The organism is Bradyrhizobium sp. CCBAU 11434 (assembly GCF_028128895.1).
Taxonomy (GTDB): Bacteria; Pseudomonadota; Alphaproteobacteria; order Rhizobiales; family Xanthobacteraceae; genus Bradyrhizobium; species Bradyrhizobium zhengyangense.
In genome coordinates, this window is record NZ_LBJX01000103.1 from 330438 (window position 1) to 352771 (window position 22334).

At 64.6% G+C, this 22334-nt stretch carries 19 protein-coding genes and 1 tRNA gene; 7 read left to right on the forward strand and 13 right to left on the reverse strand.

The window, feature by feature from the left end; all coding sequences use genetic code 11:
• Position 1: 1 nt before the first annotated feature.
• Positions 2–1771, forward strand: a complete 1770-nt coding sequence (locus tag XI06_RS41650) for a branched-chain amino acid ABC transporter ATP-binding protein/permease (protein WP_271607929.1) — start codon at positions 2–4, stop codon at positions 1769–1771.
• A complete protein-coding gene (locus XI06_RS41655; RefSeq protein WP_237863163.1) occupies positions 1768–2499 on the forward strand; it encodes an ABC transporter ATP-binding protein in 732 nt (243 codons plus the stop codon). Before XI06_RS41650 ends, XI06_RS41655 begins: the two co-directional genes overlap by 4 nt.
• Before the next feature lie 52 nt (positions 2500–2551).
• Here the strand turns inward: XI06_RS41655 and XI06_RS41660 are convergent, their stop codons facing one another.
• Positions 2552–3094 carry a disulfide bond formation protein B gene (locus XI06_RS41660; RefSeq protein ID WP_271607930.1) on the reverse strand — a complete coding sequence of 181 codons (543 nt, stop codon included), beginning with the start codon at positions 3092–3094 and terminating at the stop codon, positions 2552–2554.
• A gap of 161 nt (positions 3095–3255) precedes the next feature.
• On the opposite strand from XI06_RS41660, the gene XI06_RS41665 reads away from it, so the two are divergent.
• Positions 3256–3340, forward strand: a tRNA-Leu gene (locus tag XI06_RS41665).
• A gap of 155 nt (positions 3341–3495) precedes the next feature.
• Here the strand turns inward: XI06_RS41665 and XI06_RS41670 are convergent.
• The 11 genes from XI06_RS41670 to XI06_RS41720 form a co-directional block, all read right to left on the reverse strand.
• Entirely contained in the window at positions 3496–4212 is a 717-nt protein-coding gene (locus XI06_RS41670) for a hypothetical protein (protein WP_271607931.1), read from the reverse strand.
• Positions 4213–4242: 30 nt separating this feature from the next.
• Entirely contained in the window at positions 4243–6102 is a 1860-nt protein-coding gene (locus tag XI06_RS41675; protein ID WP_271607932.1) for a TIGR02594 family protein, read from the reverse strand.
• A gap of 12 nt (positions 6103–6114) precedes the next feature.
• The gene (locus XI06_RS41680; protein ID WP_271607933.1) at positions 6115–7521 is read right to left on the reverse strand and encodes a hypothetical protein; all 1407 of its coding nucleotides are present in this window, start codon (positions 7519–7521) and stop codon (positions 6115–6117) included.
• Positions 7522–7534: 13 nt separating this feature from the next.
• Entirely contained in the window at positions 7535–7789 is a 255-nt protein-coding gene (locus XI06_RS41685) for a hypothetical protein (protein ID WP_237863174.1), read from the reverse strand.
• Between the two features lie 215 nt (positions 7790–8004).
• Entirely contained in the window at positions 8005–8742 is a 738-nt protein-coding gene (locus tag XI06_RS41690; RefSeq protein ID WP_237863175.1) for an AfsR/SARP family transcriptional regulator, read from the reverse strand.
• 673 nt (positions 8743–9415) lie between these two features.
• Entirely contained in the window at positions 9416–11713 is a 2298-nt protein-coding gene (locus tag XI06_RS41695) for a heavy metal translocating P-type ATPase (RefSeq protein ID WP_271607934.1), read from the reverse strand.
• Between the two features lie 145 nt (positions 11714–11858).
• Positions 11859–12902: a sigma-70 family RNA polymerase sigma factor gene (locus XI06_RS41700; RefSeq protein WP_333909390.1), complete on the reverse strand. Its 1044-nt coding sequence runs from the start codon at positions 12900–12902 to the stop codon at positions 11859–11861.
• Between the two features lie 26 nt (positions 12903–12928).
• The gene (locus tag XI06_RS41705; protein WP_237863178.1) at positions 12929–13687 is read right to left on the reverse strand and encodes an SDR family NAD(P)-dependent oxidoreductase; all 759 of its coding nucleotides are present in this window, start codon (positions 13685–13687) and stop codon (positions 12929–12931) included.
• A 29-nt stretch (positions 13688–13716) separates the two neighbouring features.
• On the reverse strand, positions 13717–14157 hold the full coding sequence (locus XI06_RS41710; RefSeq protein WP_237890254.1) for a DUF3237 family protein: 441 nt from the start codon (positions 14155–14157) through the stop codon (positions 13717–13719).
• 63 nt (positions 14158–14220) lie between these two features.
• On the reverse strand, positions 14221–15015 hold the full coding sequence (locus tag XI06_RS41715) for an SDR family NAD(P)-dependent oxidoreductase (protein ID WP_271607936.1): 795 nt from the start codon (positions 15013–15015) through the stop codon (positions 14221–14223).
• A 136-nt stretch (positions 15016–15151) separates the two neighbouring features.
• Entirely contained in the window at positions 15152–15613 is a 462-nt protein-coding gene (locus XI06_RS41720) for a DUF6314 family protein (protein WP_237863181.1), read from the reverse strand.
• A gap of 94 nt (positions 15614–15707) precedes the next feature.
• On the opposite strand from XI06_RS41720, the gene XI06_RS41725 reads away from it, so the two are divergent.
• From XI06_RS41725 to XI06_RS41740, 4 genes are all read left to right on the forward strand, one after another.
• Positions 15708–15941, forward strand: coding sequence for a hypothetical protein (locus XI06_RS41725; RefSeq protein WP_237863182.1), 234 nt, complete (start codon positions 15708–15710; stop codon positions 15939–15941).
• A gap of 280 nt (positions 15942–16221) precedes the next feature.
• The gene (locus XI06_RS41730) at positions 16222–18933 is read left to right on the forward strand and encodes a DUF2235 domain-containing protein (protein ID WP_271607937.1); all 2712 of its coding nucleotides are present in this window, start codon (positions 16222–16224) and stop codon (positions 18931–18933) included.
• Between the two features lie 140 nt (positions 18934–19073).
• Positions 19074–19745, forward strand: a complete 672-nt coding sequence (locus XI06_RS41735) for a response regulator transcription factor (RefSeq protein ID WP_271607938.1) — start codon at positions 19074–19076, stop codon at positions 19743–19745.
• Positions 19742–21661, forward strand: coding sequence for a sensor histidine kinase (locus XI06_RS41740; RefSeq protein WP_237863184.1), 1920 nt, complete (start codon positions 19742–19744; stop codon positions 21659–21661). Before XI06_RS41735 ends, XI06_RS41740 begins: the two co-directional genes overlap by 4 nt.
• A 150-nt stretch (positions 21662–21811) precedes the next feature.
• Here the strand turns inward: XI06_RS41740 and XI06_RS41745 are convergent, their stop codons facing one another.
• The gene (locus tag XI06_RS41745; RefSeq protein WP_237863185.1) at positions 21812–22102 is read right to left on the reverse strand and encodes a hypothetical protein; all 291 of its coding nucleotides are present in this window, start codon (positions 22100–22102) and stop codon (positions 21812–21814) included.
• Between the last annotated feature and the right edge of the window lie 232 nt (positions 22103–22334).

Here is a 22334-nt window from a genome sequence, read left to right on the forward strand (position 1 = left end):
GATGCAGAGCCGGCTTCCCATTCTTGTCTTCGCTACTGTCATGGCGGCGATCCCGTTCATTCCGGGCATGCCACCGTTCTGGATCGTGCTGCTCGACAATATCGGCCTTTCTGCGCTGGTCGCGATGGGCCTCGTGCTGCTGACCGGCGTCGGCGGCCTCACCTCGTTCGGCCAGGCCGCCTTTGTCGGCTTCGGCGCCTACACCACGGCGCTGCTGACGACGGCCTACGGCCTGTCGCCCTGGCTGACCTTGCCGCTGTCGCTGCTGATCAGCGGCCTGTTGGCGGTGCTGCTCGGCCTCGTCACGGTCCGCCTCTCCGGCCATTATCTGCCGCTCGGCACGCTGGCCTGGGGCCTCGGCCTGTTCTACCTGTTCAGCAAGCTGGAGTTCCTGGGGCGCAACGACGGCATCTCGGCGATCCCGCCGCTGTCGATCGGCTCGTTCAAGATGCTCTCACCGGGCTCGATCTATTTTGCGATCTGGGTCGCGGTGACCCTCTCGGCGCTGCTGACGATGAACCTGCTGGATTCCCGCACCGGCCGCGCCATCCGTGCGCTGCGGCGCGGCCATGTCGCCGCCGAGGCCTTTGGCGTGCACACGCCGCGCGCCAAGCTGCTGGTCTTCATCCACGCCGCCGTGCTCGCCGGCCTCTCCGGCTGGCTCTATGCCCATCTGCAGCGCGCGGTGAACCCGACGCCGTTCGGGGCGCAGGCCGGCATCGAATATCTCTTCATCGCGGTGGTCGGCGGTGCCGGCTATGTCTGGGGCGGCGTGCTGGGCGCGGCGATCGTGGTGATCCTGAAGGAGGTGCTGCAGAGCTATCTGCCGCTGATCGTGCCCGGCTCCGGCCAGGTCGAGACCATCGTGTTCGGCATCATGCTGGTGGCGCTGCTCCAGCTTGCGCCCGGCGGCGTCTGGCCCTGGCTGATGTCGTTCCTGCCCGAAAGGTCCGGCGGAAGGAAGCCCGATACCTCACTGAAGCTGGAGCAGCGTCCGCGCGCGTCCGGCCAGTCCAGCATCCTGCTCCAGGTCGAAAAAGCGCGAAAGCAGTTCGGCGGCGTCGTTGCGGTCAACAACGTCTCCTTCGACGTCCAGGCCCGCGAGATCGTCGCGCTGATCGGACCGAACGGTGCCGGCAAGAGCACCACTTTCAACCTGATCACCGGCGTGCTGTCGGCGACGTCAGGGTCGATCTCGGTGCTCGGCAGGAAGGTCGATCGCGCGCCGCCGCAGGAGATCGTCAAGCTCGGCATCAGCAGGACTTTCCAGCACGTCAAGCTGGTGCCCGATATGACCGTGCTGGAGAATGTCGCGATCGGCGCCCATCTGCGCGGCCACTCGGGACCCCTTTCTTCGATGCTGCGGCTCGACCGCGCCGATGAAGCCAAGCTGCTCGCCGAGGCCGCCCGCCAGATCGAACGCGTCGGCCTCGCCGAGCAGATGCATCAGCTCGCAGGATCGCTGTCGCTGGGCCAGCAACGCATCGTCGAGATCGCGCGGGCATTGTGCGTCGACCCGATGCTGCTGCTGCTCGACGAGCCAGCCGCGGGCCTGCGCCACATGGAGAAGCAGCAGCTCGCCAAGCTGCTGCGCGACTTGCGCGACGGCGGCATGTCCGTGCTTCTGGTCGAGCACGACATGGGCTTTGTGATGAACCTCGCCGACCGTATCGTCGTGCTCGACTTCGGCACCAAGATCGCCGAAGGCACGCCCGCCACGATCAAGACCAATCCCGAAGTGATCAAGGCCTATCTCGGAGTGGCGGCATGAGCGCGCTGTTGTCAGTCACCGACGCGCATGTCGCCTATGGCAAGGTCGAGGCCGTGCGCTCGGTCTCGCTCGAGGTCGGCGAGAACGAGATCGTCACCATCGTCGGCGCCAACGGCGCCGGCAAGACCACGCTGCTGTCGGCGATCATGGGCATCCTGCCGCTGAAGGGCCGCGTCGCCTTCGCGGGACGGGACCTCGCCCGGCTCGACATCGAGGATCGCGTCGCGATGGGCCTCGGCCTCGTGCCTGAACATCGCGAATTGTTCGTCACCATGAATGTCGAGGACAATCTCGAGCTCGGCGCCTTCCGTATCGAGAAGAGCCGGGCCAAGGCCTCGATCGAGCGGATCTACACGCTGTTTCCGCGCCTCAAAGAGCGCCGCAAGCAGCTCGCCGGCACCCTGTCCGGGGGCGAGCAGCAGATGCTGGCGATGGGGCGCGCGCTGATGGGCGAACCGAAGCTGCTGATGCTGGACGAGCCGAGCCTCGGCCTTGCGCCGATCATCGTCGCCGACATTTTCCGCATCGTCACCGAGCTCAAGGCCAGCGGCGTCTCCGTGCTACTGGTGGAGCAGAACGCGCAGGCCGCGCTGAAGATCGCGGACCAGGCTTACGTGATGGAGCTCGGCGAGTTCGTCCTGAGCGGCAAGGCCAGCGACATCGCGGCGAACGAACGGGTGGCGGCAAGCTATCTCGGCTTCCAGCACGAAGGCGCGAGCGCGATCTAGGCTCTTTGTTTGAGCATGATCTTTTCGGAAAAGCGCTTCACACTTTTCCGGATCATGCTCGCTGCGCCGTCCGCACGAAGCCCCAGGCGGCGATTGCGGACATCAGCAGCGAGATCAGAACGTTGTAGCCGGCGAGCGAGAGGCCGAGGAAGCGCCACTGCACCTCGTCGCAGCGCACGACCTTGACGGTGTCGAGCCTGGACAAGAGATCGCCGGCACTGCCGAGATTGATGACCGGGCCCGAGCAATCGGTCGGTCCCTTCCAGAACCCCCATTCGACGCCCGAGTGATAGGTGCCCAGACCGGCATTGGCGAGCGTCGCCAGGGTGAGGACCGCGAGCCCTGCCAGCAGCCATGGCCGCGGCGCGCCGCTCCGTGCCGCAAGCGCGGTGAGCGCCCCGAGCGGGATCGCAAGATAATAGGCATAGCGCTGCTCGAGGCAGAGCGGACAGGGCAGGATCTCCAGGACCAGCTGGAAGAACCAGGCGCCCGCGATCGCGGCTGCAGCGATCAGGGTGACGGCCAGCGAAGCAGTCAGCGCGGAGCCGCCGACGGCGGGGCGAAACGCAGGTATTGCGGCACTCTGGGTCGTCACGGTGGCCTCTCCGGCTAGGGGCTTGGATTTAAGCCTCTAACCCCGGCCCAAGCGCCTGTCGAGAACGGCGGGGATCACTTTGGCGCGGGTTGACCCCGCCTTTCCCATGGCTATAGTCCGCCGGCTTCGCGACGCCCTCCTTCCGGAGGGGCCGACCGAGGGCCCCTGTGGCGGAACTGGTAGACGCGCTCGACTCAAAATCGAGTTCCGCAAGGAGTGCTGGTTCGATTCCGGCCAGGGGCACCATTCCTGAACAGATTTACGAACCGGGGTTTTCGGTTCGCCGTTCGGGCCGAGCGTTGCCCTGATATTGTCATTTGAGCGGATGGTGCGGTCGCGCGAGATGGCCGTTTGTTAGCTAGCACCGCCGCCGCGCGCTGATACAAGCCCTGCCTTTGCCGTCACTTCTTGAGGACGCCTGCAGTAGTTGCCGCCGTCTCAAGCGCGCTCGCGACGTCCTTGGCGATCGGGGCCAGCGGTGTTGCGATCAGGCCGGTGACCAGGAAGAAGATCAGGTTCTCCTGCGAGTGTCCCCAGATTGACATGCCGGCGATTTCGCTCAGCACGACCGACGTCCCCATGGCGAGAGTCTTTGCGGCGTTGCGATATTTCTGATCGCCGCGCTCATAGGCTTCATCGATCACGGCCGTGAGCACGGATTCGAACTGCGCGAGAGCACCGGTGTCTTCGGCCGCGGCGGCTCCCCCGTCGGCTTTCTTCTGTGCCGCCGACAGCAACGCGTCGGCATCGACCGCCGCGACATTGGCGAGCGCCGCTGCATTGGCCGGCGACAAGCTGAGCTGAATGAGCGATTTGGCCTTGGCCTTCTGGTCAGGCTTGGCCGCGCCGTTCAACCAGTCGCCTTTCAGGGTTCGCAGGATCGCGTGCTTGCCGAAGGGCGCCGCGTTCGAGGCGATCGCATCCAGGAATGGGGCGAGCCCGTCTTCGATGAAGCCGAACCCGAAATTGGACGGTCCGCCGCGAAACATCTTTGTCGTGTCGACCAATCCCATGGACGCGCCACCGAGCGCGCCGATGGCTGTGACGAGATTCGCGAGATTCGACACGCTGCCGTTAAGCAGCGCTTGGATGACGCTCGTGGGTTGGGTGACGTCCATTTTTCTCTCCAGGTCGACGGGGACCCTGCATCAGGCCATCAGTGAATTGGCCTTGTGCAGCCGGTCGGCGATCTCTGCGGTTTGATTTGCCGGAATTTCGACGAAGCGCACGAAGGCGGTCACGGCTTGCTCGAGGTTTGTCGCCTTGACGAAGCTGGGCACCTTTTTGCAAACGCCGATGATGATATCGGTGTTCTTTTTCGCATCGAGGAGGTCGGGCAGCTGATGACCAACCCCGAGACCCTTTCGCATGTTGAGCTGGAACAGCCCGACGCTGTCTTCGATCGAATTGTTGGTTCTCGCGTCGGCCTTGAGGGTCGATTCTTTCCATGCATTGGCAACCGCCGTGATCTGATGGATCCGATCGAAGCCGGCGGCGGCAAAGGCATTCATGATGATATCGGCGTTCTTCCTCTGATCGGGACCGAAATCCTTGGGGAGGTTGATGTTGCCGACGGCAACAGGTCCGGTGGCAGTGGCCCCTGCCACGTCGAGCCAGCGGATCGCCGCGACGCGCGAGCGCGCAAAGGTGCTCTCCTTCACCTGATCCGACTGGTTGCCGCCCAGCAGCGTGATCGTGTTGGTGTCGCCCCTGACGTAGAAGCCGACGTGACCGGTGGTGTCGTGCTTCTCCGTCGGCGCCAGCACCACGACCGCGCCCGGTGGCGTATTGCTGGCGTTGATCGGCAGCGGATCGCCCCAGCTCTTCCACGATGCGGCCGTTGCCGGATTATTTTTCGGTACGCTGGCGGCGGCGACCGGATTGTTGCAGGTCTTCATGCAAAATGAGACGAAGGCCGCGCACCAGGGTGTCTGCGACGTGTCGGTCGGGAAACTGATCGACTTGAAATATTCGAGGATCCTGGCGTCGCTATTTCCGACGCCCTCCTTGATATTCTTGGCCTGTTCTTGCCTGGCAACATCCAACCACGGCGCCTTGCCGGAGCCGAGGACCGCGACAATCGTCTCCGGCGCGTTCTTGTTGATGAGATCGAAGGCGTCGCTCAGCCCCTGGGCGAATCTCGTGCTGACGCCGTTGACGAAATCCGTAACGGTCTTGGCGTTGGCGTCGTTCGTTCCCGTCAGACCGGGGCGCGCCTTGAACAGGGCCGCAATCTGGTCGTCGGCGAGGCCCGCCTTGCTCTTGAGAAAATCATTGAGCTTGAGGGTACCGTCGGACCCGGCTGCCGGCGCCGCAGCCGCCGGATCCTGGCCCATATCCGCCGGCGTCGCAGCCGCCGCGGCGAGCATGATCGCCGCTTTCGGGCTGGCGGTCAGATAGGCGAGGAAGATTTCCAGATAGCTCGGCAGCGGCGGCTCGGTGTCGCTGCCCTGGCCGGCGTTCCGCTTCGCCTGGGTGATCGCCTTGGCGTCCGTGAACATCGTGAAGGCCGCGCCCCAGGCCTGGGACAGAGCATCATCCACGCTCCCCGTCCCGAAGCCGGCCGCAAGCGTGCCGCCATTATCGAGGAAGCGCTGCCATTCGGCCGTGCTGATCTGGCATGGACCGACGCCATCCGATCCGGGAATCTTGGGGCCAACATTCACCATCTTGTGGCCGGTATCCTGGGTTTCGAAGATCGCCCGTGCAATCACGTAGTCGGCCGAGACGAACCAGGGCGCGGTCTGGTCCAGCGCGTTGACGGCGCGCTCCGCGACGAGGCATTCGCGAACGAAGGCCGCTTCGCTCATAATGTCTCGCCCCTTCACGGCCAGGCTTTCTTTCGCAACCCAGCCGGTTTCATCCGCATCGTCGACCTTGACTTCGATAAAGTCGCCCGAGACGTTTCCGGTGCCGACGACGGTCATGTTTCCGGTCAAGCCATCGATGGCCTTGCCGCCGGGCTTATCGAGCAGGTCGGGGAAACCTTTAACCAGATAAACTGTCATGGCTGACCTTCATCAATGTTTCGGAGGCGCAGCGGGAGCCGCATTCGGATCTGGATTTGGACTTGAAGCCGCATTTGGAGTCGCAGCCGGAGCCGCGGTTGCGGCTGCTTTGTCTCTTTGCAGCTTTACGAGCCTGGCCACCAAGGCCGGGGTCGCCTGGGTGGTTGCTGAAGCCACCAGATCAACTTGTCCCAACTCTGTGCGAACCAGCGCGATCTTGGTGCGCAACGCCGGCGCACCAAGCTTGGTCGTGTTTAGAAGGGGCGCGCTGGGCCCCGAGACGTTCAGCAGGTCTATGAAAGCGCTCAGGTTGCCGGCACTGGGATTGTTGCCGTTGACGTCCTGCACGGTCGTATTGGCGAAGGTGAACTTCTCGAAGAAATTCATCGCGTCGCCGCAGTCCGGCTGGCTGATGATCGCAAGCCGCTCGGTCTTGTCGATGATACGATTGACCGTCGGCTTCGGCGTGCTCCGCGTCGCCTCGTAGATGTCGATGAGCATCTGGATCAGTTTTGTCTGGGGCAGGCCGCTCTTGGTGTTCTTGTCGAGACAAAGCCCATTCAGAGCGAATTGCTCGTCCTCGTTGCTCAGCGCACCTTTCTCGGCAAAGAATTGATCGAACTCAGCGCGCGGCGGGTTGAAAGGGCGGTCCGGCTTCTTCACCACGCTCGTCGGCGTGAATGGCACGCCCGCGCTCCGGGGTGAAATCAACGAGTCCTTTTGCAGCCCGTCGGCACCGTTGCGCTCGAACGTGGCGATGGTGTTGTTGATCTCGGTCTCGATCGTCATCGGCATGCACAGGCGCAGATAGGAGCGCAGCGCATAAAGGGCATTCGGCCTGCTGATGATGGCGACCGCCTTGGTCGATGCCGTACCCATCAGCCGGTCCCGGTATTCCTTCTGCCGGCTGAGCACGACCGCCTGAATCGTCGAGTGCGGCATGGTGAGGATCAGGCGCGACTGGACGTTGGTGAAAGTACCGGCCGCGAGCCCGAAAGCGGCACCGACGATGGTGATCGGGTTGGCGCCCACCCCGCTCGCCAGCATGATCGTCTGCGCGGTCGCGCTGGCGAGAGCCAGTTCGTTGAGCACCGGCTCGCGCGTGCGCTGCGCATCGTCGAGCCAGGCCAGATAGGCATCGCAGCGCTGGTCGATATCGTTCATGCCGGCCTGGACGAACAGCCACCATGTTTTCGCATCATAGGGATCGGGGCCGCAACTCGTCACACCATCGAAAGCCGTCGGCACGATTCCGGCTTGCTGGCAGATCGCGGCAACGTAGGCGTTCTGCAGGTCGGTCTGCGCCGCAACATCGGCGGGATAGAGCTTGGTGCCGACGCCCTGGTTGGAGCTCAGGTCGCAGCCGGCAGAAAACAGCGCCATCGCGATACACGCCGCCCACCTCGCAATGTAGCGCATGCACGCCCCCGTCTTAGCAGAGTGACTTGTCGTCAAAATCATCGCCAGATGTCCCGGTTCTCGGCTCCTCGGAGCGCTCGTATTTCTCCTCGGCAGCGTTCAAATTGGCAGTGACGATCGTGAAGGCGCTCTGGACGTCGTCGACGACGTCGCGGCGACCCGTGTTGATGTTGCGGACCTGCACCCGCCAGCGAGCCGAGCCGCTGCCGTCGAGCGCCTCCCGCCAGAATCGCAGGATGAAAACCGGATCAAACGGTGGTCTTTGCAAGCTCATGCCGTGACGATGGCATGGTCCGAACTCGGAACGATCCGGCGATGATCTCGGGATCGCCAGGTGTCCGATCTCGGCTCGCCCGCGGATGGCTCGCGCAGAGATGGTCTGCCGATCACGGTGAGATCACGGCATGACTTGCAGCCGCGCGGGCAGCGCCGGCGACCCGGTCGCGGCAAGTACGTATGATGCTCTGGGCAGTGAGAGTGAGCTCAGCTCAGGAAGCGCTGTCGTCCATCGGTGCCGAACAACCGCGCGCGCAAATGCTGCAAGGTTTCGGCATCGTGCAGGTTCTTGATCTCTTCGATGGTCGCCCGTGTGGCCGGAAGCGGCGAAATCCCAAGCTCTTTCCTGATCAGGCCGATCCAATGATCATAATATCGAATGGCGTCATTGCGCCGCTCGTCGAGCGCGAGCACGATCAGGAGGTATCGAACCAACTCTTCCCTGTAGGGATCGAAGCGGAGTGCGTGACGCGCGAGCTGAATGGCCTCGTGATGACGCTCCTGCTGTCCAAGATGCCGGACGAGGGTGAGGGCGGCCTGGACGAACATGGAATGAAGCCGCTCACGTTCCTCCAGAACCCAATCGGCCTCCTCTCCATCCAGGAAGGGACCCTCATACCGGTACAGGACGGTCAGTATCTCCTTGATCCTGCGCGTGTCGAGGTCAGCCACGGAGCCGCCGAGCGTCGTCTGGGCGGCGTGAAGGAGAGCCCAGGTATCGACGTCGAGCCACGCGCACTTCTCCAGGATCGTCTCAAGGCCCACGGTCCTGAGATTGTTATCCTTTTCGCACTCGCGAGACGACGCGAGCAGTTTCCGCAGGCGCCAGACCGCCGAGTTCATGGCCCGGCGCCCTCTCTCTGCGTCGAGGTCCGGCCAAAACAGGTCGATCATTCTTTCGCGGCGATGTGGGCGATCGGGAAAAGTGAAGAGAAAACCGGCCATCCGCCGCCCGGCTGGTCCGAGTTCAGCCCAGATATGTTCGTGGTCACTCGCGACTCGGCTGGACCCGAGCAGGCTTATCGTCAACACGGCCTTGCCCCCAAACGCACGCTTCAAAGGAACTTTTTAGAATTCGCCCTAAAATTGTAGCCTGACAAAAAACTGCCCAGAGTCAAGATTTCAAATCGACGCCGCTGCTCGCAGCTCCCTGATCAGCTTTGCAGGCATTGTAGCGGGGTAGCGGGGTAGCGGATTTACGTTCGCTCTGTCGACGGGCAACCTAAATCACTCCAAGGGCACGCTAGATGGATCTGAGGTCTTCCCGCCGAGCAGGGTCGCTTCCGTCGGGAAACGCTATTTTGGATCGGCTTCAATAAGGTGCAGCATCCGCCCCCCGAAGGCCGTCGATGAACTCCGCAAGGGAGCGCATGCAAAGACATCTTCTCGGTTGCGTCCGGGTGAGGGCTTAGAGAGCAAAAGAGCAATGTCTGATTGAATGCAATTACATGGTAATTTCAACTATATAAGAGTTCGCAATTTAGTTCTGAATGGCGCACCATCCTGAAAATATAAGTAAGAACAATAGCGCTTCACGACGAATTTCGTTATTCCGAACAAAGGAATTGAGACGACCGTAGCCCTGCTTTGCTTCGGGGCCGTCGCGCGAATGGCGAACTCAAACTGCCGTCTGAGCCGCCACGGCTTCGTAAATGTCCTCCTCCTGAGCAGTGTGCATGCGCACCAGCGTTTCGATCGCCTCGATCACCCGTTGGGCATCCCGGACAAGATAGCGATCGACCTTCTCCGACGGCAGATCCTCCACGATCCGATCGAGCAGCCTTGTCAGGTGCAGAATCTCCCGATGGGCGCGGCTCATGGCAGAGAGGCCGTGGCGTTCGCGGAGCACCTCCGCAAGCTTCGGATAGACGCTGTCCTCGTCCTCGCGCTCATGCATCACGACGCTGCTCTGAACAAGGCGCTGGGCCTCCACTATCAGCGCCGCAGCGGATTCGGGCGTCGCATCATCCAATGCATCGACGATTCTGCGCACCCGGTCGAGGTCCTTGAAGAGGGCCAGATGATCGTGATGCAATGCCAGCCCCTGCTCCGCGCTGATGCGTGCACCGCCCCTGGCAAGGGCCGGAGTGAGCGCCCGCAATGCGTTCAGAATGACCGCAACGTCGATGATCTCCTGGACGATGGCCGCGGGCACGGGATTGAGCCAGCCAACGGTTGCAGCGACCATTGCCACCAATGACAACCCCATGCCGACAACAATGCTTTGCAGGGCGATGCGTCGTGCTCGCTGCGCAATCATGATCGCCTCGCCGACGCGATCGAGCCGGTCGGCCAAGATCACTACATCGGCGGCCTCGGACGACGCGGTCGCGCCGCGCGCGCCGAGCGCGACCCCGATATCGGCCACGGCCAGTGCCGGGGCATCATTGATGCCATCGCCGACCATGATGGTCGGATGCAGCCTCTGCTCCGCGCGGACTGCCTCGACCTTGTCTGAAGGAACGCGGTCGGCCAGCACGGCGTCGAGGTCGAGCGCGGCACCGATGGCCTGCGCTGCCGCGGCGCGATCGCCCGTGACCATCACCATTCGCGCGATGCCGGCATCGCGCAGCAGCCGGATCGCCCGCGGCGTATCGGCCCGCAACTCGTCGGCCAGCAGCAGCGCTCCGATCGGACGGCGATCCACAGCGACGAAGACGATCAGGGCCGAGCGCCATGAGGCGCGCCGGATCGCCCGCAGCTCCCAAGGCAACAATTCGGCATGCGCGCGAAGCAGCTCTCGCGAGCCCGCAGTGACCCTTCGCCCGTCGACCAGGCCGCTCAAGCCGGTGCCCATGGTTTCCTTGACTTGTTCGGGCGCTTTCAGCTTGAGGTGGCGATCGAGGGCGGCGGCGACGACGGTCTTGGCAAGCACGTGATGCGAGGCCTGCTCGAGCGATGCCGCAAGCCTGAGGACCTCGTCCGGATCTTCCCCGGGAGCGACCTCGACAGAAAGCAACCGTGCCCCTCCGACGGTCAGGGTGCCGGTCTTGTCAAACAGCACCGTGTGCGCGCGAGCCAGCGCTTCCAAGGCCCCTCCACCCTTGGCGAGGATGCCGCGCCGGGCCGCGCGCGCCACCCCCGCGATGAAGGCGACTGGTGCAGCCAGGATCAGGGGGCAAGGCGTCGCCGCCACCAGCACAGCAAGGCTGCGCGTCAAATCACCGGAAATCCACCATGCAAGGAAGGCGACCGCGAGCGTCACCGGGAGAAGGACCAGCGCAAAACGATCGGCCATCCGCACAAAGGGCGCCTTCGCCGTTTGGGCTGCCGTCACCATCCGCACGATGCCGGCATAGGTGCTCTCGCCGGCCGGCGCGGTCACGGTCAAGTCGAAGGTCTCGCCCGCGTTCAACGAACCGGAAAGAACTGCGCTGCCGCGTGTCTTCTCGACCGGAATGGGTTCGCCGCTAACCGCGGACTCGTCGATGGTGGCCGAGGCCGAGCCAACGATACCGTCGACCGGCACGATCTCGCCCGCTCTGACCAGCAGCTCTTCGCCCACCGACACTGCCTCGATCGGGACCTCCTCGATCCCGCCGTTGCCTTTGCGGTGTGCCTGCCGCGGTGCGCGATCGACCAGGGAGCGCAGGTCACGCTCCGCCCGCGCGATCGCGATATCCTCCAGCACGTTGCCGCCGGAATACATCAGCGCAACCACGGCGCCAGCAAGCGGCTGCCCGAGCGCCAACGCCGCGCTCATCGACAGCAGCGCAATCGCGTCCACTCCGAAGCGACCGCCCAGAAGATCTCTGACGATCGAGACCGCCAGTCCGCCGATCACAGGCGCGGTGCCGAGTTTCCACGCAAGATCCGCAAGATCAGGCCGGCCCGCCACCCGCGCGAGAATACCCGCGGTCAATCCTGCGATTGCAATCGCAACCAGGCCCCATCGCAGGACCCGCTCAAACGACATGGCTTGGTTCCATAGCTACACGGACTTCACTCTCTCCCGAAACCGGCATCGTCGCTTGAGCAGAATCAAACGCCCAGTCGAGGAATCCCATCCAGAAGTCGTCCGAGGAGGAGGAGGCCAATGCGAAGCGGCTCAATGAGCCGGGTCAGGGCTCCAGCACCGCCGGCAGCCGGAACACAGTGAAAAGCTTCGGGGCGAGCGGCTGCATGAACATCGTCATCGCCGCGATCCGATCCTTGTCCAGCGCCAGGAGCTGGATGGAATGGGCATTCCAGCGCCTTTCCGCGCCGAGGGAGTAGAGGGCGAATGCCGGCTGCAGGTTTGCGCCGACAGGCACCAGCCTGAAGCCGCGGTAGGCGGGCCAGACGGCCCGGAAGAAATCCGCGATCGAAGAGCGGCCGCGATACCACTCTCGCCAGGGAGGCATCGAATAGACGGCGTCTTCCTTCAGCAGCGAGACGAACCGCTCCAGGTCGGCGCTTTCCCAGGCCAGCACGTAGCGCTCCAGCAGGCTTCGCTGATGCTCATCGGCGGTCGGGGCCTGCCGAACGTCACGGTCGAGCGTGACCAGCTTGGCCCGCGCCCGTTGCAGGGCGCTGTTCACCGAGGCCACCGAAGCATCGAGCACGGCGGCGACCTCGATCGCTGACCAGCCCAAGACGTCGGCCAGCAGCAGCACGGCGCGCTGGCGCGGCGGCAGTTGCTGGATGGCGGTGATGAACGCGAAACGGACAGACTCGCGCAGCTCGTAGCGGACGTCAGGCCCTCCGGCGGGATCCGGCAGGCTCTCGAGCTCGGCGTCGGGATAGGGCTCGATCCACAGCGTTTCCGCATCCGACCGCCCCTGCGGCCTCTGGGTCGACGGGCCTCCCAGCTGGTCGGGCATTGTCCGGCCGTGCTTCGAACGGCGCGCCATATTGAGCGCAACGTTCGTCGCGATCCGGTAGAGCCAGTTCTTGATCGAGGCGCGCGCCTCGAAGTCGTCGAAGCCCCGCCATGCCCGCAGCATGGTCTCCTGGACTGCGTCCTCGGCCTCGTGAAGCGATCCCAGCATCCGATAGCAATGCAGCTTGAGCGCGCGGCGATGCGCTTCGGCCACGCGGGCGAAGTCCGCTCGGCTCGGCGGCGCAACGTTTGGAGAACCGACCGACGTCCTGTCTCTCATGACGATACCATTTGGCGACACCATTGAATTGCTGCAGTCCCGCTCTTCCCTCAGCTTGCCGCGGCGACGCCATTGGCCGAAACGGTGAAGATCGCCCCTGCCTGAGCCGGCGGCTTGACCGCGGCTTCGAGCACCGCCTCGGCGACATCTGCGGGCGACTGGCGCGCGCCCATGTTCTCGAGGAACTTCTGCTGGGGAATGCCGAGGTAGCGGGCGTAGCCGGTCACGGCGGCCTGCCCGAGCTCCGTCTCCGGCATGACACGGGAGGGGACGAGCGCGACGAAACGGATGCCGAGCTCGCGGCGATCAGATTCGGCCTGACAGTATTGGGCAATGAACATCTGCATGCGCTTGGCGCCAGCGTAGCCGCCCGAGATCGGCGACCCGCCGAGGCCGGCCCCGCTGGAGATGATGACCACGACCGAGCCCGGCGCAAGCGGCAAGTTGAGCGCCTCGCGGCAGAACAGGAAGGCCATCTTGGTGTCGACTTCCCAATTCACGCCGAATTCGGCCCAGGTGAGCTCGGGGATCGGACGGACCGGCGGGATCGCCCCGCCGCATATCACCAGCAGATCGGGCCTCGTCCTGGCGAAGACCTCCTGCGGCGCGGCTTCCGAAGCGGCGTCCAGCGCCAGCGTGTCGACGCGCATTTCCTTTGCGAGATAGGAAAGACCGCGCGCCTGCCTGGCGACCGCCAGGACATGCGCACCTTCGTCCGCAGCACGCCGTACGATCTCGCGGCCGACGCCCCGGCTGGCGCCAAGGACGACCACTCGCTTGCCCTGCAGCAATCCGTTTTCCGACGACATGGCTCAAATCTCCCAAGCGCGCCCCAATCTCAATGCAGATACGCGTCGATGTGGATCTTGCCTGTCGCCAAGTTCGCGTAGCCCGCGCCCCAGGCCGGTCGTGCGTTGACCCAGGCATAGGCCGCGGCGGCCGTGGTGAGGTCGATCTTCACAGCCAGGTCGACGATCGGCTCACCGTCGCGCGGGGTCCCGACGCCGTCGGCGGAAAACGCGATCCGGCTGCCATCCTCGGTCTCGATGGTCGCGCGGAGATCGAGCTCCCTGCGGCCATCGGCGCGGACACGCAAATAGTCGATGCCGCGCATCGTGCCCGCCATGCGGCCTTTGATCGGTCCCGCGAGCGCGACGTCGAATTGAGCGCCGTGCAGCGGCACACTCTGTTGTCCCGCTAATACGGCCTGCATGTTCAGGCCGTATTCAGTCACACTCATGATGTCGAGATCGTATTCGAAGATCTTTTCGTAGCTCATGGCTTCTCTCTCTTAAGTGTCTCTACAAACCCGGCGTCGCTGATCGCCGGCAGCAGAACGCGCTCAGTCGACGATCAACCCGCCGGTCAGGTTCGCCACGGTTCCGGTTATACCGCTGCCCCGATCGGAGACCAGGAAGGCCGCAATGTCCGCCACCTCGGAGAGCTTGCTCGAGCGCTTGCGATGCGTGAGGCTCTCGATGAAGCCCAGGAACTGCTCGCGCGGGATGCCCATCGCGCTGGCATGCAGCCCGAAGACGACCTCGATTGTCTCCGTCTCCGGCATGCCGGTCGAGCGCAGGCAGATCGCGCGAACACCTCTCGCACCGAATTCGGCGGACAGGTTGCGGTTCAAGGCTTCCATCGCCGCCCAGGCGGGACCCATCCCTCCGACCAGAGCCGCACCGAGCCGTGCGGGTTCAGGGGTGTGCATCAACAGCACACCGGAGCCTTGCCCGGCCATTCGCCGTGCCGCCGCTCGCGCCGTCAGGAAGTGCGATCGCATGTAGGCGGTGATCGGCGCGGTGAAGCTGTCGACCGACAGCTGGGCAATCGGGATCCCCTGGGTCCCTGGCTGCGGGATCGGCGTGATGGCGTTGAAAGACACATCTAGCCGCCCGCTGGACTTGAAGACCGCGGCCACGTGGCTTTCCACGGCCTCTTCGTCCAGAGCGTCGACCTGAAAGGCCGTTGCTGTTCCGCCTGCTGCGACAATCTCCTTGGCCACGCGCTCGACCTTGCCGAGCGTGCGGCCGGAGAGGAAGACTTTGGCCCCTTCGCGGGCGAATGTCCGCGCCACGGCGCCGCCGATGGCCCCGCCAGCGCCGTAAATGACTGCTGTCTTGTTTTCGAGGAGCATGACGAGCCCTTTTCATCTCGAGTTCGGTGCGGAGGCCGGTTTGGCCACCGTCATCGCTCATAGAGACCCTCGGCACCCCGGAGACTCATCGGCGTCGGCGAAAAAATTTCGGGGTGTCGCGAAGCGACAGCAGGCCTCACGCCTTCCGCCTATAAGTCGTGACCATCGTGTAGTCCTTGCGCGGACCTGACACGATGTGGCGAATGACAAAGCTGCCTTCGGGGCGGAAGGTGTAGGTCGACTGATAACGGTCGAAACCACACAGATGGTCGGCGCTTCCGTTCAAGGCGCCGTCGTCGGACGCAACCAGTTCGACCGTGTGGAAGAGCCGCGGCGGGGCCTCCTTGAAGAAGACGTCGAATCCGCGGCCGTGCCCGTGGAAGACGTACTCGCGCTCAGCTTCGAGTTCTGTGCCGGTCAGGAGCTTCAACCGTCCCTGTTCGCGATAGGCCAGGCCGTCCGGGCCGGACGGCGTGAAGGTCGCAAGACCCTGCATGCTCCCCTGCCCCTCGATCAGCCTGTTGAACGACCAGGAGCCGGTCAGCCGCTTCGTCACCTCGGAGCCGTCACCCCAGTTGCCGGTCACAGTCTCGTTCATATCCTTCGGGCCTCGACCACCAGCGACGCGTTCGACTTTGCCGGGCCAGTACCTATATCCTGGGGCGGATAGGTGTCGATGCAGTGAGCATGTGATGGCCAGGAGACCCACGACCGGAACGGACGTCGACGACCTGCCCCGCTATCTCGTCTGGGTTCGTGGGCTCGAGGGGCCGGAGCCGCAGAAATGGATCGACATGGATTTCGGCATCGGCGACTGGAAACGGCCGCAGGTGCTGGCTTGGCTGGAGCTGCCGATGGACGAACGGCGCCTGCCGCTGTCGATGCTGGCACGGCGCTATCCGCCACCGAAGGTGGAGACGCTATAAGCGCGCGCACACTTGCCCCGCGCCGCCGACGGCGTCAGGCCGAACCTGCGGCGAAAGAGCGATTAAAATAAGAGAGGTCCCGGGGCTCGCCCGGGCATTTCTTTTGCCGACTGTGGCCTAGTTCATAGACGGCCCGAGCGAGACAGCGCGATCCTTGTTGCTACCTCGGCGCGTTCTCAGACAAAATACATCCAATATTTCATAGTGCATCTATCGATTGAATTCAGAGGATGCCGCCCTTCAGGGCTTGAAGCATCCCCGACAGATTTCGGAGGGGCCCATGACTCACCATGACGGAACGCCGCACGGCAGTCCTGTAGCAGCGGATCATCCGCATGCAGATCAGACTGCGACTACACCCGGCGCGCGGGTGCCGCGCAAGCTGGTGCTGTTCGCCGATGGCACCGGCAACGCCTTCACGACCCAGGAATCCAGCGTCTGGCGGCTCTACGAGGCGCTCGACCACACCCAGCCCGACCAGATCGCCTATTACATCAAGGGTGTCGGCACCGCCGGCTGGGCGCCGCTCGCCGCGCTCGATGGCGCCACCGGCATCGGCGTGCCGGCCAACGTTCGCAAGCTCTATCGCTTTCTGTGCTGGAATTGGCGCCCGGGCGACGAGATCTACATCTTCGGCTTCAGCCGCGGTGCTTTCACCGCCCGCACGCTGGCGGCCCTGATCGCCAGCCAGGGTCTGGTGCCCGCAGTGATCGACGACGAGCCCGTCTCGCATGCCGAGATGGAGCGAAACACCATGTCCGCGTGGCGCGAATACCGCCGCGAGACGGTGCCGTGGAAGCGAAGCCTGCCGACGATCTGGATCACGCGCCTGATCCGGGACATCGTGCTCTACTTCTATCATTTGCTGTTCGGACATCGCTCCTACACCGCGGTCCGCGCGGCGATGAACGGCCGCAAGGACGTCAATATCGACTTCCTCGGACTGTTCGACACGGTCGAGGCCTTCGGCGTCCCGATCGAGGAACTGCGCGTTGCGATCGACTGGGCGATCTGGCCAATCTCGTTCCGCAACCACCGCCCCTCTCGCAAGGCAAAGTACATCTGTCACGCGCTTGGGCTCGACGACGAGCGCACCACCTTCCATCCGCTGCGGATTGACCAGTCTCATCTCGCGGCCGATCAGACGGTCAAAGAGGTATGGTTCGCCGGCGTCCATTCCGACATCGGCGGCGGCTATCCGGACTGCACATTGTCGTACGTTCCGCTGGTCTGGATGGCCGACCAGCTCGGCAACAAGCTCCGCTTCCAGAAGGGCACCGTCGAGCACTTCAGGGACTATCAATCGGCGATCGGGCCGATGCACGATTCGCGCAGCGGTGCGGCGGTGCTGTATCGCTACGGCCCGCGTCCGGTCCTGGCGGGCAAGGCCAACGGCGGCACGCCTGTGGTGCATTTCGCCGTGGTCGAGCGCATGCTGCACGGCTGCGACGACTACGCGCCGATCATGCTTCCCGCCGACGCCCGGGTGCTGATGCCTGACGGCACCAAGCTCGACCTCACCGACCAGGGGACGCGCGAGGCGATGAAGGGCGCCTATCTGACGAAGGCCAGGGGATCGCGACGGCAGAAGGAAGCCGAGGCGTTCACCGCGATGAGCATGCCCGACGCCGAGATGGCCTCGCTCGCGCGTGACACCGTATGGTGGCGGCGCGTCGCCTATTTCGCGCTGCTGTTCATGGTCGGCGTGATCGCCGCCTGGCCGTGGATCTCTTATCCGTTGGTGCAATGGTCCAAACAGCCCGTGGGCCATGAGGGGATCTCCATCATCGCAAACATCGACTGGGTGCTGGGCGCCGTGGTGGCCCCGTTCGCCAATCTCGTCAGGGACGTGATGCCGTCCTATGCGGCGCCCTGGCTCGACGTCGCGATCTACTATCCGTTCATCACGTCGATCGTGGGCGCCCTGACCTGGTGGATCTGGAACAAGAATTCGGAGCTGCGTGACACCATCCAGGAACGCGCGCGCCTCGCCTGGAATACGCCCCGTCGCAAGGCGAGCCTGAGCCACATCGACGAGCCGGGCCCGCTGTTGAGGTTCGGCCATTGGATGCGGACGAATGCCGGACCGGCAGGCCGCCTCATCACCAAGGGCCTCGTGCCGGCCATCTTCCTGCTCACGATCTTCGGCTCGGCGGCACTGATCCTGTCGAACAGCCTGTTCACCGGGCGCGTCGCACTCGGAAAGGTCTGCACCACAAGCAAGGATGCTGCCGGATCACCCCAGATCGGCACGCCGGTGCGCGACGACCCGACCGATGCAGTCGCGCTGTTCGATACCAGGACGTTCTGCTGGTGGAGCGGGCTCGCGGTCGAGAAAGGCCGCAAATATCGCGTCTTCATCGACGTCAAGGAGCCCTGGTTCGACCGCACCACCTTGAGCGGAGCGAACGGCTTCCGGACGCATGGGCTGCGTCATACCATCGCTTTGTCGGAGCTGCGTCTGTACGCGGCAAACTGGTTCCAGCCCGTGGTTCGCATTGGGACGAAAGGGGTGACTGAGCTTCCCCTGCAGGCGATCAACGTGATCCCGGCTGACGCGTTGCCGCGTCGGGCCAAGCCGACGCTTCCTGCGGAAGACGATGTCGAAGGACAGAATCAATATCCCGTCAGCCTCGACGATATCGACCGGTTCAAGGGCGAGCTGAAGACGCTCGGCAATTTCGAGCCGATCCCGCAGGATATGCTCGCGGATGCGGAGCAGGTCTGGCGGACCGAAGGACTGACCGACCGCATCGTCGCCGAGTTCATCGCCCCTGACTCCGGCGAACTGTTCTTCTACGTCAACGATGCGGTGCAGATCTTCCCGCAGCTCTTGCCGCAGTCGATGGTGCCGTCGTGGCTCTTGGTGATCCAGGGCCCACCGGATCTATTCTATCGCAACAACACCGGCACGGCGAAAATCTCGGTGCAGCGCCTGCCCGCACCTCCGCTGCCCGCGGCGAAGACCACTTCGCCGCTGGCGAACAAGTAACGCCACGCCGAGCTGCGCAAACGAAGCCGTTGGGCTCTCAACGCATGGCCTCGCCCCCATGATTATGGGTGTCGCGCCGGTATGGCCGCGGCTAGACTGGCTGCACACGCCGCGGGGGACACGCGGCCGGGACCATGACCATGACGGACCAGGACGAGACCGGTGAGGTCATCACCATCCTCCTCGTCGAAGACGACGCACCGACCTGCTGGCGCCTTCAGGACGCGCTGGCGAAGGCCGGCTACGAGGTGCACACGGCCGGCACGCTGGGCGAAGCCAGCAGCGCGCTTGCGAGCGGCGCGCCCCGCGTGCTGCTGACCGATCTGCGGCTGCCCGACGGCCACGGCGTCGAGCTGATCCGCGAGACCAGGCAGCGTTTTCCCAACACCGAGATCATGGTGATCTCGGCGCTGGGCGACGAGGAAAGCGTCATCTCCGCCATCACCGTTGGCGCCACCGGCTATCTGCTCAAGGACGCCTTCCCGACCGACATCGCGACCACCGTGCGCGATCTGGTCGCCGGGCATTCGCCGATCTCGGCCTCGATCGCGCGCTTCATCGTGCGGCGAACGCAGAATTCGGCCGAGCCGCCGCCGGGGCCGGTGCTCAACACCGCAAAGCTGACACCGCGCGAGATCGACATCCTCTGGGGCATCGCCAAGGGATTTAGCTACGCCGAGATCGCGAGCCACCTCGGTCTGTCCAGGCAGACCGTGCCCGGTCACATCAAGAACATCTATCGCAAGCTCGAGGTGCACACGCGCAGCGAAGCGGTGTTCGAGGCGGTGCAGCAGGGCCTGATCAAGCTGTGAGCGAGATTGCCGCGAAGACAGCAGTGCCCAGGCACGCGCTTCAGCTCGCGCGCATGGCGGCATATCTGTTGCTCCAGGCGCTGATCGTGATCGCCATCATCCTGGGGCTGCGGCTCTTCGAGCCGCGCGACCCCGATAATTTTGCCGTGAGCGAGTTCTCACTGCGCGAAGCCGGCACGACGCGGCCCGTGACGCTGCCTGAATTCACCGCGTCGCGCTATTCGCTCACCGATCCGCCGCTCTATTCGGGCAGATTCGTGTTCAGGGACGACGGCGCTGACGCGACCTGGTCGGTGTTCCTGCCGCGCTTCAGCAACGGCGTCGAGGTCGCGATCAACGGCGTCGCGATCCTGGACTCCCGGCGCGATCCCACGGCCAACCGGCCCGACCGCAACACGCCCGAGATCGCGGTGATCCCGGCTTCGCTGCTGCACGAGGGCAGCAACGACATTTCCGTGCGGCTGTTCGTGTGGGGACCGCTACGCGGCTTCCTCGACACCGTCTATGTCGGCCCGGACGCCGCCTTGCGCCCGGCCTTCGAGACCCGCACGCTGCTGTTCGTCACGCTGCCCGTGGTGTTCTCCGCCTGGCAGTCGATCCTCGCCGTCATCCTCGCCATCATGTGGCTGATGCGGCGACACGAGCCTGTCTATGGCGTGCTCGCGGTGGCGATGGTGCTCGGCGTCGTGCAGGCTTTCATCACGCCGCCGGTGCCGCCGGCCGACTCGTCCAGGCTTGTCGGCGTGCTGCTCTCCTCCGCGCCGATCGAGAGCGCACTGATCGTGGCGTCGGCGGTGCTGTTCCTCGGCTGGCGCTGGCCGCGCTATGGCGTGTTGCTGTTCGTGCCCGGACTCATCGTGATCGCAGGCGGTCTCATCGCCGGTCCGCCACTGCCGCGCATTCTCTTCATGCTTCTAGGTATCCCCACGGTCGGATTCTGTCTGGTCCTGATGGCCGGCATCGCAGCCTACGCCGCGCTCCAACGTCAGGACGTCGTCAGCCTCGCGCTCGGCTGTGCGGCGACCATCGTGCTGACCTGCTGGGCCCACGACATGCTGTCGGTGTTCGAGATCATGCCCAACGAACGCACCTTCGTATCGCGGCTGTCCTACTCGGCGCTGCTGATTGCGATCGGCGCCGGCCTGACCTGGCGCTTCGCTCGGGCGCTGAATCAGGTCGACAGCTTTGCCGGCCAGCTCGTCGCGCGCGTGCGCGAGGCGGAGGAACGGCTGAAAGCAAGCTTTGTCCGCGAGGAGGCGCGCGCACGGGCCGCAGCGCTGGCCAACGAGCGCACGCGGCTGATGCGCGACCTGCATGACGGCCTCGGCGGCCAGCTCATCAGCATCGTCGCACTCTCCGAGCGCGGGCACGAGGGCGCGACCATCACGGACGCCGCGCGCGCCGCGCTGAGGGATTTGCGTCTCGTCATCGATTCCATGGACGACATCGGCGGCGATCTCATGCTCGCGCTCGGTTCGTGGCGCGAGCGCGCGGCGATGCAGCTGCGGCCGCATGACATCGCACTCGACTGGCGCGTGGCAACGCCGCAGGGCCTGCCGCTGCACCCGGAACTGCGGCCCTGGCATGTCATCCAGATCGTGCGCATCCTGGACGAGGCCGTGACCAACGCGGTCAAGCACGCGGCCGCGCGCCGCATCACCGTGACCGTCGAGACACGAAACGACGGCCAGGGACCATACGGCGTGATCAGCGTCGCGGACGATGGCCGCGGCTTTGCGCGTGGTGACGACGGCGAAGCCGCGGGTGGGGGCCAGACCGCGCGCGGCGTGCACAACATGAGAAGCCGCGCGAGACGTTGCGGCGCGGTGCTCGACCTGAGCTCGGATGGATCGGGCACACGCGTACGGCTGCAATTGCCGCAGATCTTTCCCGACAGCGATGCGGCCGGCGGCTGAAAAGCCCCCTCCCCGGGCGCATGGGACGTGCGGGGAGAGGGATCGGGCCGGGATCTTGGCTTGCGAAGGACGGGGGGTTTGCTCGCAGGCTCGCTTGCAGCGGGCTCCCTTGGCCCGAAAGAATGCAATCAACTCAATCCAGCAAAGTCATCAACGCACGCCGACGCGATTGACCGGGCCGCCACGATTCATCGGCGTGCCGGCACGGACACCGACACCGGGGGCGCCCACGCCGGGCGTCACCACGGCTGCAGCCGCGACCGGTGCGGCCGGTGCAACCACCACCGCCGCGTCCGGCCGTACCACGCAGCCCTTGGGCACGCCGACCGTCTTGCAATAGACCACCGCCTGCGCCGGGCTCGTACCCAGCGAGACCATCGCCGCACCCGCCAGCATCATCACCGTCAGCCCGGCGCTCAGCGCTCCCACTCTTTTCGACATTCTTGCTCTCCTGCTTCCCGTTCGGCGCCCCGGTGCAATCACCTGATCTTGCGGCCGACGTGCAGCCTCAATGGCAAAAGACTGATCACCAAGACATGCCATGAAGATGGGGGTGCAGCAGGCAAGCCTGCGAGCCGATGCCATGAACATGGCATGGACCGGCCATGGATCTCCGCGAGATGGTCCGCCGCGCTCGATCCCAGCGAACCACCGCAATTGCAAAGAGGTGCTT

What these genes read in the sequence shown, in the direction of transcription:
- XI06_RS41650 (WP_271607929.1), top strand. Translation starts at nt 2, where the DNA reads ATGCAGAGCCGGCTTCCCATTCTTGTCTTCGCTACTGTCATGGCGGCG.
- XI06_RS41655 (WP_237863163.1), top strand. Translation starts at nt 1,768, where the DNA reads ATGAGCGCGCTGTTGTCAGTCACCGACGCGCATGTCGCCTATGGCAAG.
- XI06_RS41670 (WP_271607931.1), bottom strand. Translation starts at nt 4,212, where the DNA reads ATGGACGTCACCCAACCCACGAGCGTCATCCAAGCGCTGCTTAACGGC.
- XI06_RS41675 (WP_271607932.1), bottom strand. Translation starts at nt 6,102, where the DNA reads ATGACAGTTTATCTGGTTAAAGGTTTCCCCGACCTGCTCGATAAGCCC.
- XI06_RS41680 (WP_271607933.1), bottom strand. Translation starts at nt 7,521, where the DNA reads ATGCGCTACATTGCGAGGTGGGCGGCGTGTATCGCGATGGCGCTGTTT.
- XI06_RS41690 (WP_237863175.1), bottom strand. Translation starts at nt 8,742, where the DNA reads ATGGCCGGTTTTCTCTTCACTTTTCCCGATCGCCCACATCGCCGCGAA.
- XI06_RS41695 (WP_271607934.1), bottom strand. Translation starts at nt 11,713, where the DNA reads ATGTCGTTTGAGCGGGTCCTGCGATGGGGCCTGGTTGCGATTGCAATC.
- XI06_RS41700 (WP_333909390.1), bottom strand. Translation starts at nt 12,902, where the DNA reads ATGGTGTCGCCAAATGGTATCGTCATGAGAGACAGGACGTCGGTCGGT.
- XI06_RS41705 (WP_237863178.1), bottom strand. Translation starts at nt 13,687, where the DNA reads ATGTCGTCGGAAAACGGATTGCTGCAGGGCAAGCGAGTGGTCGTCCTT.
- XI06_RS41710 (WP_237890254.1), bottom strand. Translation starts at nt 14,157, where the DNA reads ATGAGCTACGAAAAGATCTTCGAATACGATCTCGACATCATGAGTGTG.
- XI06_RS41715 (WP_271607936.1), bottom strand. Translation starts at nt 15,015, where the DNA reads ATGCTCCTCGAAAACAAGACAGCAGTCATTTACGGCGCTGGCGGGGCC.
- XI06_RS41720 (WP_237863181.1), bottom strand. Translation starts at nt 15,613, where the DNA reads ATGAACGAGACTGTGACCGGCAACTGGGGTGACGGCTCCGAGGTGACG.
- XI06_RS41725 (WP_237863182.1), top strand. Translation starts at nt 15,708, where the DNA reads ATGGCCAGGAGACCCACGACCGGAACGGACGTCGACGACCTGCCCCGC.
- XI06_RS41730 (WP_271607937.1), top strand. Translation starts at nt 16,222, where the DNA reads ATGACTCACCATGACGGAACGCCGCACGGCAGTCCTGTAGCAGCGGAT.
- XI06_RS41735 (WP_271607938.1), top strand. Translation starts at nt 19,074, where the DNA reads ATGACGGACCAGGACGAGACCGGTGAGGTCATCACCATCCTCCTCGTC.
- XI06_RS41745 (WP_237863185.1), bottom strand. Translation starts at nt 22,102, where the DNA reads ATGTCGAAAAGAGTGGGAGCGCTGAGCGCCGGGCTGACGGTGATGATG.